This window comes from Parabacteroides acidifaciens (genome assembly GCF_003363715.1).
GTDB lineage: Bacteria > Bacteroidota > Bacteroidia > Bacteroidales > Tannerellaceae > Parabacteroides > Parabacteroides acidifaciens.
On record NZ_QREV01000027.1, the window covers coordinates 1 to 11,464 of the forward strand.

Annotated in this window: 8 protein-coding genes and 2 tRNA genes; 8 read left to right on the plus strand and 2 right to left on the minus strand. The window is 48.3% G+C overall.

The genetic code is table 11. The features are described 5' to 3' along the window. Positions 1 to 383 precede the first annotated feature (383 nt). The 6 genes from DWU89_RS11885 to DWU89_RS11910 are packed head-to-tail and all read left to right on the plus strand — an operon-like array spanning position 384 to position 8,613. Entirely contained in the window at positions 384 to 1,466 is a 1,083-nt protein-coding gene (locus DWU89_RS11885; RefSeq protein WP_115499864.1) for a DUF2027 domain-containing protein, read from the plus strand. Between the two features lie 44 nt (positions 1,467 to 1,510). Next, on the plus strand, positions 1,511 to 1,984 hold the full coding sequence (locus tag DWU89_RS11890) for a CYTH domain-containing protein (RefSeq protein ID WP_115499865.1): 474 nt from the start codon (positions 1,511 to 1,513) through the stop codon (positions 1,982 to 1,984). A gap of 33 nt (positions 1,985 to 2,017) precedes the next feature. Continuing rightward, the gene (locus tag DWU89_RS11895; RefSeq protein WP_115499866.1) at positions 2,018 to 4,174 is read left to right on the plus strand and encodes a S46 family peptidase; all 2,157 of its coding nucleotides are present in this window, start codon (positions 2,018 to 2,020) and stop codon (positions 4,172 to 4,174) included. Between the two features lie 55 nt (positions 4,175 to 4,229). Further along, positions 4,230 to 6,365 (plus strand): DNA primase, encoded by a 2,136-nt coding sequence (gene dnaG / locus DWU89_RS11900; RefSeq protein WP_115499867.1) that lies wholly within the window; start codon positions 4,230 to 4,232, stop codon positions 6,363 to 6,365. A 5-nt stretch (positions 6,366 to 6,370) separates the two neighbouring features. Beyond that, on the plus strand, positions 6,371 to 7,297 hold the full coding sequence (locus DWU89_RS11905) for an ABC transporter ATP-binding protein (RefSeq protein ID WP_115499912.1): 927 nt from the start codon (positions 6,371 to 6,373) through the stop codon (positions 7,295 to 7,297). Then, complete coding sequence (locus DWU89_RS11910; protein ID WP_115499868.1) at positions 7,294 to 8,613, plus strand: ABC transporter permease; 1,320 nt, start codon at positions 7,294 to 7,296, stop codon at positions 8,611 to 8,613. The genes DWU89_RS11905 and DWU89_RS11910 overlap by 4 nt, the downstream gene beginning before the upstream one ends. Before the next feature lie 48 nt (positions 8,614 to 8,661). Here DWU89_RS11910 and DWU89_RS11915 read toward each other — a convergent pair. Both DWU89_RS11915 and DWU89_RS11920 read right to left on the minus strand, forming a co-directional pair. Continuing rightward, positions 8,662 to 8,732 (minus strand) — tRNA-Gln (locus DWU89_RS11915). Positions 8,733 to 8,771: 39 nt separating this feature from the next. Then, a tRNA-Gln gene (locus DWU89_RS11920) sits at positions 8,772 to 8,842 on the minus strand. A 216-nt stretch (positions 8,843 to 9,058) separates the two neighbouring features. Between DWU89_RS11920 and rsfS the strand changes: the two genes are divergently transcribed. Beyond that, a complete protein-coding gene (gene rsfS / locus DWU89_RS11925) occupies positions 9,059 to 9,418 on the plus strand; it encodes a ribosome silencing factor (protein WP_115499869.1) in 360 nt (119 codons plus the stop codon). 34 nt (positions 9,419 to 9,452) lie between these two features. After that, on the plus strand, positions 9,453 to 11,447 hold the full coding sequence (gene ftsH, locus DWU89_RS11930; protein WP_115499870.1) for an ATP-dependent zinc metalloprotease FtsH: 1,995 nt from the start codon (positions 9,453 to 9,455) through the stop codon (positions 11,445 to 11,447). Positions 11,448 to 11,464: the final 17 nt, after the last annotated feature.

Genomic DNA, 11,464 nt, shown 5'->3' on the forward strand with positions numbered 1-11,464 from the left:
TTGGGATATTTGGAACGCCGTCCGTTTTATTTTCAAATATTCGATTCTCCGGGAGTTAAGGTTTATCACTTTGTTGGCGTTTCCGCTTTTGGGTAATCAAATTGTACGCTTTCCGAAACGGACTGCGCACCTCATTTTTTCTATTGTCATTCGATCAGATTAAAACCATGAAAAAAGTCAATCCAAAATCGATCAAGATTTCGGACGAAATAGAAAAACTGCCCAAAGAGGGGGTTATTGTAATTATCCAAGTTTGCAGGAGATTCGAAACTTGTCAAATATGAACTATCCGGAATCGGTAAATGATGATTTATTGCTTAAACCTAAGAAGTATCGGACCTATTTTACTACTTTTGTACAGAAAATTAAAAGTATATTGTATTATGAGTGATATAAAGATCGGAGACAAAGTGCGTTTCCTGAACAGCACCGGCGGAGGTGTCGTGAGTCGTTTCAAAGGGAAAGATCAGGTTTTGGTGGAGGATGAAGACGGCTTTGAAGTGCCGGCACTGATCCGTGAATGTGTCGTTGTTAGCGACCGGGAAGTACAGGTGCACAGCTCACGCCGTTCCCCGCTCCCTCCGACCCAGCCGACGCAAGCGCCGGCCCCGCAACCCAAAAAGCCGCAGCCACAACCCGAAGAAGAGAAGGTGACGGAAACCCCGGAAGGCGAACGCCTCAACGTCTATTTGGCTTATCTTCCGATAGAGCCCACTAAGGTGATGCAGGACAGCGGCTATGAGACCTATTTCATCAACGACAGCAATTATTATCTGTTCTTCAACTATATGAACCGGCAAAACAATAGCTGGATCAGCCGTTACAATGGCATCGTGGAACCAAACACACAGATTTTCCTGGAAGAATTCGGCAAGGACGATCTCAACAGCCTGGAACGTATCTGTGTACAGCTGATCGCCTTCAAAAAGGGCAAGCCCTATTCGTTGAAAAACACGATTTCCGTAGAACTTCATCTGGACACGGTCAAATTCTACAAGCAACACTGTTTCATGGAAAACGATTTCTTTGACGAAGATGCGATGGTTTACCCGATCGTACGCCAGGATGTTCCCGAAAAAGAGCTGCTGGTCTCTGCGACCGAGTTGAAGGAAGCCATGTTGCAGAAGGTGCGTGAAGACCGCCATGCCCCACAGACGATCGTCAAAAAGAAAGCATCCGACAGTAACGTCCTGGAAGTGGATCTTCATATCACCGAATTGTTGGATAACACCAACGGACTTAGCAATGCGGACATGCTGAACTATCAGTTGGAGAAATTCCATGAAATACTCGCCCAATACGCCGGCAACAAAGGACAAAAGATTGTCTTCATACACGGTAAAGGCGACGGCGTATTGCGTAAAGCGATTGAAAAAGAACTGAAAACAAGATACAAACAACACTATTATCAGGATGCTTCTTTCCGTGAATATGGATTCGGGGCTACGATGGTAACCATTAAGTAGTTGAAAGTTGAGAATTGAAAGTTGAAAGTTAATATTCCAAATGTATGGCGACGGAGATTGAACGGAAGTTTTTGGTAAAGGGGGATTTCAGCGGGCAGGTAACAGGTTCGCAACGTATCGTCCAGGGATACATCTGTTCACAGCCGGGGCGGACTGTTCGCGTACGCATCCGGGGAGAAGAAGGATTCCTCACTATCAAAGGGGCTTCGGATGAAAAGGGATTGAGCCGTTACGAATTTGAACAGAAGATTCCGTTGGCGGATGCCGAAGAGTTGCTGAAACTCTGCGAACCCGGTGTGATCGACAAGGTGCGCAACCTGATCCCCGCCGGACGGCATACGTGGGAAGTCGATGTCTTTCACGGTGAAAACGAAGGGCTGGTCCTGGCCGAGATCGAACTGGATTCCGAAGAAGAAGCGTTCGAACAGCCGGAGTGGTTAGGACAGGAAGTCAGCGGTGACCGGCGATATTACAATTCGATGCTGACCAAGCATCCGTTTACAGAATGGAAAGAATAAGAATGTTGAATTATGAATTATAGAACACAAATCATGAAAAGACTCATCATCTCCTTAGCGGCAGTAATTCTGTCACTGCCGGCTATGGCTGACGAAGGGATGTGGCTATTGCCATTACTGAAAGGACAGAAGCTCCCGGAAATGCAAGCACTGGGACTTAAATTACAAGATTATGATATATACAGCCCCGACTCGGCTTCTCTGAAGGACGCCGTTGTCATATTCGGAGGCGGCTGTACAGGTGAAATCGTTTCACCGGACGGCTTGCTCCTGACCAACCATCATTGCGGATATGGCTGCATCCAGCGTCACAGCACACTGGAACACGATTATCTGACGGATGGTTTCTGGGCCATGTCGCGCGAAGAGGAACTGCCGAATCCCGGCATCACAGTTACTTTCATCGACAAGATTGAAGATGTCACCGACTATGTGAAGAAGGAACTGGAGAAGAACACCGATCCCAACAGCATGGACTTCCTCTCCCCTAAGTTCCTGAACGGCCTGGCAAAGGCTAAAGCCGGAGAAAAATTCCTGCAGGACAACCCCGGTACGGAGGTCGAGATCAAAGCGTTCTACGGAGGTAACCAATATTTCATGTTCACGAAGAAGATCTATTCCGACATCCGCCTGGTCGGCGCTCCTCCTTCATCCATCGGGAAGTTCGGGGCGGATACCGACAACTGGATGTGGCCGCGCCACACGGGCGACTTCTCCGTATTCCGCGTCTATGCCGATGAAAACGGAAATCCGGCGCCTTACTCGGACAAGAACGTGCCGCTCCGTCCGAAACGCTGGTTCAAGATTTCACTGAAAGGCGTACAGGAAGACGACTATGCCATGATGATGGGTTTCCCCGGCCGGACCAATAAATATTATACGTCTTGGGAAGTGGCGGAACGCCGCGACATCGACAACACGGTGCGCATCAACATCCGCGACCTGCGCCAGAAGGTGATGCTCGAAGAAATGCTGAAAGACCCGGCTGTGCGCATCCAGTATGCCAGCAAATACGCCGGCTCCACCAATGCTTACAAGAACGCTATCGGCAGTAATTGGGCCATCAAAAAACGGAACTTCGAACAGGTTAAAAAAGAGGAACAGGACAAGCTGATCGCCTGGTCCAACAAGATGTGCGAGCCGAACTATCCCGACGCCCTGATGGCACTCGAACAGATCGTCTCGGACCGTAAAGACCTGCGTTTCCGGAGCTGGATGCTGGATGAAGCGATCATACGCGGCATCGAGTTCACCAATGTACCGACTAAAACGGATGCTGTCATAGAAGCCTTGAAGGGGAAAGACAAAAAGGCAAAAGACGAACAGCTTCGCCTGTTGGAACGTGCCTATCACGGATTTGCCAACGACAACTATTCCGCCGATGTAGACCGGAAAATAGCCAAAGTCATGCTGAAAGAATACCGCCGCCAGGTTGCACCGAAAGCGCAGCCGGCCTATTTCGAACAAATAGACAAGAAGTTCAAGGGTGACACCGACAGCTTTGTCGACTACCTGTTCGAGAAATCCATTTTCGGCAGTGAAGATAACTTCAACAAATTCCTTGCCCGTCCGTCTGTCAAGGCTTTGGAAAACGATCCGATGATCCTTTTCGCCAAATCCGTCCGCGCAGAAGAAGTTAGTCTGAAAGACTCTCTGAAAGAGTTCGAAGACGGTTATGCGATGGCTCACCGCTCCTATGTGAAAGGTCTGCTGGCGATGTACGGCGACCGCGCCAATTTCCCGGATGCCAACTTCACCCTGCGCCTCACCTACGGACAGGTAAAAGGCTACAGCCCGCGCGACTGTGACTACTACGGATACCAGACAACACTCGACGGCGTAATGGAAAAAGAGGACTCCACCAATTGGGAGTTTGTCGTTCCGGCACGTTTGAAAGAATTATATGCGGCAAAAGACTTCGGACGCTACAAAGCTCCCAACGATAAAATGCCTGTTGCCTTCAGTGCAACCACCCATTCGACCGGCGGCAACTCGGGCAGCCCCGTGATGAACGCCAACGGCGAACTGATCGGCATTAACTTCGACCGCAACTGGGAAGGTGTCGGCGGCGATATCCAATATCTCCCCGACTATCAGCGCAGCATCATCGTCGACATCCGCTACGTCCTTTTCATCATGGATAAATATGCCGGGGCAGGATATCTGCTGGATGAGATGGAGATCGAATAGAACATAAAGAATATTTATTGATTATATTTGCCGTCTAAATGAAGGAAGGAACTAAATGATAGATCAACCTACCATAGACCGGATATTGGATGCAGCAAACATTGTGGATGTTGTCTCTGAATTTGTTACACTCCGGAAACGAGGGATAAACTATGTAGGATTATGTCCGTTCCATAGTGACAAGTCGCCCTCTTTCTATGTGTCGCCGGCAAAGAACATCTGTAAATGCTTTGCCTGCGGCGAAGGCGGTACGGCTGTTCACTTCATCATGAAGCATGAACAGCTGACTTATTTTGATGCGCTACGCTATCTTGCCAAGAAATATAACATCGAGATACAGGAACGGGAGCTGTCGGAACGCGAAAAACAGGTGCGCAGCGATCGCGAGAGTATGCTGATCGTCAACAGTTGGGCGCAGAAATATTTCACCACCCAGCTGTACGAACACCAGGAAGGGAAGGCTGCCGGCCTGCGTTACTTTGCCGAACGCGGTTTCCGGGAAGACACCATCCGCAAATTCCAGTTAGGCTACAGCCTCGACCAACGGGACGCCCTCTATAAAGCGGCGACTAAAAGCGGTTACAAAAAGGAATTTCTCGAAAAAACGGGTTTGGTGATTGCCTATGACAACGGCGGTGTGAACGACCGGTTTCGCGGACGTGTCATATTTCCTGTCCATACGCTAAGCGGCAAAGTGGTTGCTTTCGGCGGACGTGTCCTGAAGAAAGACGAAAAGACCGCCAAATATGTCAACTCGCCCGAAAGCGAGATTTACCATAAGAGTAACGAACTCTACGGCATCTATTTTGCCAAACAGGCCATCGTCAAGGCCGACCGCTGTTTCCTGGTGGAAGGTTATACGGATGTGATCTCCATGCACCAGGCAGGTGTGGAAAATGTCGTTGCCTCGTCGGGGACAGCCCTGACACAGGGGCAAATCCGCCTGATCCACCGTTTTACCAGCAATATTACAGTCCTCTATGACGGCGATGCAGCCGGTATCAAGGCCGCCTTGCGCGGTATCGACCTGCTGTTGGAAGACGGGATGAACGTAAAAGTTGTGCTCCTGCCGGATGGCGAAGACCCGGATTCGTTTGCCCGCAAACATAATGCAACCCAGTTTGCCGAGTTTATCAAACAGAACGAAACGGATTTCATCCGCTTCAAAACCCGGCTGCTTTTAGACGATGCCGGGACAGACCCGATCAAGCGGTCGTCGCTGATCGCCGACATTATCAAAACGGTTGCCATCCTCCCCGACAACATCGCCCGCTCCCTCTATATCCGGGAATGCAGTGCCATGATGGAGATAGACGAGATGCTCCTGTTGAACGAAGTAAACAAAATCCGCCTTAACAAGGAGGAAAGGCAGGCAAACCAGCCGTCTTCATTCAATCCGGCGCCTCCGGTCAGCAACATACCCGAATATCCGGATATTCCCGGATATCAGCCGTATCCGGAAGAAATACCGTCAGGACAGGAACCGGAAAGTTTCCTCCCGCCTGACGATACGATCCCGCCGCCACCGCCGGAAGAATATGAGTTGGGTGGGACGGATAACAACATGCCGCCTCCACCGCCACCGCCCGCCGCTCCATCGGTAAACATACCGGTGCAGCCGAAGCGCTCGCCCTATGAAGTGTATGAAGTTGCCTTACTGCGGTATATCGTACGCTATGGCGAACGCATCCTGTTCCAGTACACGGACGAAGAGACAAATGAAGAGGTGATTATTCGTGTTGCCGAATATATCCGTTCGGAGTTGGAGCGCGACGACCTCACCTTCTATACGCCTCTTTTCAAAGGTATGATGGATGAAGCGGCCGACCGTTGCCAATCGGAAGGGTTCGTGGCGCACCGTTATTTCCTGGCCCATCCGGATCCGAATGTGAGCCGCCTTGCCGCCAACCTGATCAGTGAAAAGTATCAGCTCAGCAAGTATCACACCAAATACAGGGAACTGGAAACGGAAGAGGAGAAACTCGATTCGTTAGTGCTACGCGAACTCTACGGCTTCAAGGATGCTTACATCCTCAGCCAGATCAAGGAAGTACAGGCACAGATCAAAGAGACGCAAACGAAAGGGGACATGGACCAGGTATTCGAGCTGATGAAAAAGCTCACCCGCTTGAACGAGATAAAAAATGTATTAAGTAAAGAATTGGGAGAAAGAATCATATTAAAAATGTAATGCCTATGAACTTTTTAGAAACGGAAGACGTGGTAAAGCAATACGCCAACCATCTCGCCCTTAACAAGGTCAGCATCCAGGTTCCCGAAGGGAAAGTCTTCGGGTTGTTAGGGCCGAACGGCGCCGGGAAGACCACACTGATCCGCATCATCAACCGCATCACCGCCCCCGACAGCGGCCTTGTCCGCTTCAACGGACGCGAGTCGCAGCCGGAAGACATCTACCAGATCGGCTATCTGCCGGAAGAACGCGGCCTTTACAAGAAAATGAAAGTCGGTGAACAGGCCATCTATCTGGCACAGCTCAAAGGACTCTCCTACCAGGAAGCACGTACGCGGCTGACACACTGGTTTGAGAAATTCGACATCATGCCTTGGTGGAACAAGAAACTGGAAGAGCTATCCAAAGGGATGCAACAAAAGGTGCAGTTTATCATCACCATCATCCATGAGCCTAAACTGCTCATATTCGATGAACCGTTCAGCGGTTTCGACCCGGTGAATGCCGAATTGCTGAAAAAAGAGATACTGGAGCTGAAAGATGCCGGACACACGATCATCTTTTCCACACACAACATGTCGTCCGTTGAAGAGATATGCGACAATATCGCCCTGATCAACCGCTCGCAGGTGGTTCTTTCAGGCAATGTGACAGAAGTGAAAAGCCGTTTCCGTACCAACAATTTCACCGTCCGTTTCCATACCGAATCGGGAAGATTGCAGGAAATACCGGAAATGTTCAGCCTGCTGACGGAAAAGGACCTCGCCGGAACAAGTGAAGTGCGCATCCATAAAGAACCGGAGATATCCAACTCCGCCCTTCTTTCCGCATTGGCCGGACAGACCGAGATTATTTCCTTCACGGAAGAGATTCCTTCGATGAACGACATATTTATTAACACCGTTTCCGGTACAAATACTACGCAAGCATGAATAAGATAGGACTTATTATCAAAAGAGAATACCTTCGTCGTGTCAGCAAAAAATCATTCCTGCTGCTGACTTTCCTGACGCCGTTCCTGTTTGCCACCCTGGTGTTCGTCCCATTGTGGCTCTCCACCATCAAAGGGGATGAGGCCAAACAGGTAGCCATCATCGACGCAACCGGCAAATATGCGCCTCTGTTCAAAAACACGGAAGAATATACCTTTATAACCGAAAAAGGTTCCAGCCTGGAAGAGTATCGTAAAAATCCGGACAAGGAAATATTCGCCTTTCTGAATATCACAGACGATTTGTTGCAAAACCCGGCTGCCGCCACGCTCTACTCCAAGAAGCAAATCCCGATGGGGTTGAAGAATACGATCGACAAGACATTGTCTGAGTATCTGAAAGATGAAAAACTGGCTTCATACAACATCGACAACCTGAAACAGATCATCGAAGACAGCAAGATCAACTTCAATATCAAGACGATCAAATGGGATGAAGACGGGGGCGAGAAAAGCACCTCTGCCGAAGTCGCTTCAATCTTAGGCATGATCCTGACATTTATCATCTATATGTTCATTATTATGTACGGTTCGATGGTGATGCAAGGCGTGATGGAAGAAAAGACGAACCGTATCATAGAAGTCATGATCTCTTCCGTCAAACCATACGACCTGATGATGGGTAAAATCATCGGTATCGGTTTCGTCGGGCTGACACAAGTATTCCTGTGGGGCATCCTGACAAGCGTTCTGATATCCGGAAGCCTCTTCTTCTTCGGTGGCAGCGCTTCGCCTGAGGATGTCATGACGGCGCAAATGGCCGCACAAGGTGTAGGAGACATGGCTGCCGGCTCTTCCGACATAAGCATACAGATACAGGAAATTATCAATTCCATCAACTTCGGTATGATCGGCATTTGTTTCGTACTCTATTTTATCGGAGGATATTTGCTGTATGCAGCTCTGTTTGCCGCTATCGGCAGCGCCTTGGAACAGCAGGAAGACACGCAGCAGTTCATGACACCGATTATGCTTTTGATGGCGTTCAGCTTGTATGCCGGCATCTACAGTATGAATAATCCGGACGGTCCGTTGGCTTTCTGGTGTTCGATGATTCCGTTCACCTCTCCTATCGTAATGATGGTCCGCCTGCCGTTCGACATTCCGGTATGGGAACTGGTCGTTTCATTTGCCTTGTTGTTCGCAACTGCGATATTCATCGTTTGGTTCTCTGCCAAAATCTACCGTGTAGGAATCCTGATGTATGGTAAAAAGCCGAGTATCAAAGAAATGATCAAATGGGTAAGATATAAATAACCCGATAAAAAAAGTCCGTCACTCAAACGAATGACGGACTTTTTTATGTTGTTCAACCAGGACTCGAACCTGGACTAACAGGACCAGAATCTGTTGTGCTGCCATTACACCATTGAACAAAGTGTTTCTGACTAAAGGAATCGTTTATTTTCGTAAAGTTGTTCAACCAAGACTCGAACTTGGACTAACAGGACCAGAATCTGTTGTGCTGCCATTACACCATTGAACAATTTGAAATAACTAACTCCCTTGTTAGCGAGTGCAAAAGTACATACTTTTTCAAAATAAACAAACGTTGCGACAATATTTTTTCATTCATAAACTTTTTTCTTTACCTGCTTGTTTTGATTTTGCAAGTATATACATATATTAATAGGGGGAAATCACCGACATAATAAATTTAAGAAGTATATTTGCGTCCTTGAATATTACTAATAAAAAATAGATGGATCAAACAGAAGCATTAGTTAAAACGATTGTAGAAGGCCTACAGGAAAAGAAAGGCAAAAATATTGTAACCGTAGACTTAACCCGATTATCCGGCGCAATTTGCCAACATATGGTGATCTGCGAAGGGAACACTCCTACCCAGGTTTCCGCATTATCTGATTCAGTTTGGGATTTTGCCCGTCGCGAGGCAGGTGAAAAACCGCTTTCGATAGATGGTTCACAGCGGGCCGAATGGATCGGGATGGATTATGGCACGGTTCTTGTACATATATTTTTACCGGAACTACGCGAGTTTTATAATTTGGAGAACCTTTGGTCGGATGCCAAATTGACTCAAATTGCCGATCTCGATTAATCACCGGTCTCACATAGCATAGAGATAATCATATATGGAAAATAAAAACGACATGTTTAACAAAGCACCGAAGAACAATAAGCAAAAGATGTTCAAATTCAATCTCTATTGGATGTACGGACTTATCTTTATGATGCTTATTGCTTTATATCTTACAAACGATTCTTCGGCTTCTAAGGAATTAGGCTGGACAGAATTTCAAAAGCTGGCTCAAGAGAACGTATTTGACCGGATGGTCGTCTACAATAAAAAGAATTTAGTTGAAGCGACGGTTAAAAACGGACAAAAAGGTCTGGTTTTTAAAAGAGACAGCGCTGCATTGGGCACCAACCCGAAAGTGTATGTCAAAATACCATCGGCTGACAAATTTTCGGATTTCTACGACAAGGCTGTCGCAGATAACCATATCAATACACAAGTCAGCTTTGAAGAAGGAGACGATGCGATCTGGAATTTCCTTGTTTCGTTCGGTCCGATCCTGCTGATCATCGTTGTCTGGATCTTCCTGATGAGGCGTATGTCGGGAGGAACGAGCGGCGGTCCCGGCGGTGTATTCAGTGTTGGAAAAGCAAAAGCGCAACTATTCGACAAGGATAACGACGGGAAAGTGACATTCAAAGATGTTGCCGGCCTGGCCGAAGCCAAACAGGAGGTGGAAGAGATTGTTTCCTTCCTCAAAAACCCTGAAAAATATACGGAATTAGGAGGTAAGATTCCTAAAGGCGCATTGCTCGTGGGTCCTCCGGGAACGGGTAAAACACTATTGGCTAAAGCTGTAGCGGGAGAAGCTAACGTTCCGTTCTTCTCGTTGTCAGGTTCCGACTTCGTGGAAATGTTCGTCGGCGTGGGCGCATCCCGCGTACGCGACCTGTTCCGCCAAGCCAAAGAGAAAGCTCCTTGTATCGTTTTTATCGACGAGATCGATGCCGTAGGCCGTGCCCGCGGTAAGAATGCGAACATGAACAGTAACGACGAGCGCGAGAACACATTGAACCAGTTGCTGACGGAAATGGACGGTTTCGGTTCCAACAGCGGTGTGATCATCCTGGCAGCAACCAACCGTGCCGATATTCTGGACAAGGCGTTATTACGCGCCGGACGTTTCGACCGCCAGATACATGTGGAATTGCCGGACTTGAACGAACGTAAGGAAATATTCGGCGTACATCTGCGTCCGATCAAAATAGACGAAAGCGTAGATGCCGAGTTTTTGGCACGCCAGACACCCGGTTTTTCAGGTGCGGATATAGCCAACGTATGTAATGAGGCAGCTTTGATCGCCGCCCGTAGCGGTAAAAAGTTTGTCCAGAAGGACGACTTTATGAATGCGGTGGACCGCATCGTCGGTGGTCTGGAAAAGCGAACCAAAATAACGACAGCCGACGAACGCCAATGTATCGCCAACCACGAAGCAGGGCATGCGACATTGAGCTGGTTGTTAGAACATGCCAATCCGCTGGTGAAAGTGACGATTGTTCCTCGAGGCAAAGCATTAGGCGCCGCCTGGTACTTACCGGAAGAGCGCCAGATCACAACCCGCGAGCAGTTGCTGGACGAAATGTGTGCTACCTTGGGAGGACGTGCCGCCGAAGAACTTTTCTTAGGAAAAATATCGACCGGTGCATCCAATGACCTGGAACGCGTAACCAAACAGGCCTATGCGATGGTTGTTTATTTCGGTATGAGCGAACGGCTGCCGAACCTGAATTACTACGATTCAAGCGGCCAGGACTGGGGCTTCACCAAGCCATATAGCGAAGAAACGGCACGTCTGATCGACCTCGAAGTACAGAAGATCGTCAACGAACAGTACGAACGGGCCAAAAGTATCCTGAAGGCATATGCCGAAGGACACAATCAGCTGGCTCAGGTATTGTTGGAACGCGAAGTTATTTATACGGAAGACGTCGAACATATCTTCGGTAAACGCGCCTGGGTTTCCCGTTCGGAAGAAATCCTCGAACTACAGGAAAAAGCCAATGGCAAAAAAGAGGAAGCAAAAGAAACAAATATAGCAGAAGCAAACTAACAAATAATTCCATGCCC

Excerpts from the sequence above, each read along its gene's own strand:
- DWU89_RS11885 (WP_115499864.1), top strand. The coding sequence starts at position 384 with ATGAGTGATATAAAGATCGGAGACAAAGTGCGTTTCCTGAACAGCACC.
- DWU89_RS11890 (WP_115499865.1), top strand. The coding sequence starts at position 1,511 with ATGGCGACGGAGATTGAACGGAAGTTTTTGGTAAAGGGGGATTTCAGC.
- DWU89_RS11895 (WP_115499866.1), top strand. The coding sequence starts at position 2,018 with ATGAAAAGACTCATCATCTCCTTAGCGGCAGTAATTCTGTCACTGCCG.
- dnaG (WP_115499867.1), top strand. The coding sequence starts at position 4,230 with ATGATAGATCAACCTACCATAGACCGGATATTGGATGCAGCAAACATT.
- DWU89_RS11905 (WP_115499912.1), top strand. The coding sequence starts at position 6,371 with ATGAACTTTTTAGAAACGGAAGACGTGGTAAAGCAATACGCCAACCAT.
- DWU89_RS11910 (WP_115499868.1), top strand. The coding sequence starts at position 7,294 with ATGAATAAGATAGGACTTATTATCAAAAGAGAATACCTTCGTCGTGTC.
- rsfS (WP_115499869.1), top strand. The coding sequence starts at position 9,059 with ATGGATCAAACAGAAGCATTAGTTAAAACGATTGTAGAAGGCCTACAG.
- ftsH (WP_115499870.1), top strand. The coding sequence starts at position 9,453 with ATGGAAAATAAAAACGACATGTTTAACAAAGCACCGAAGAACAATAAG.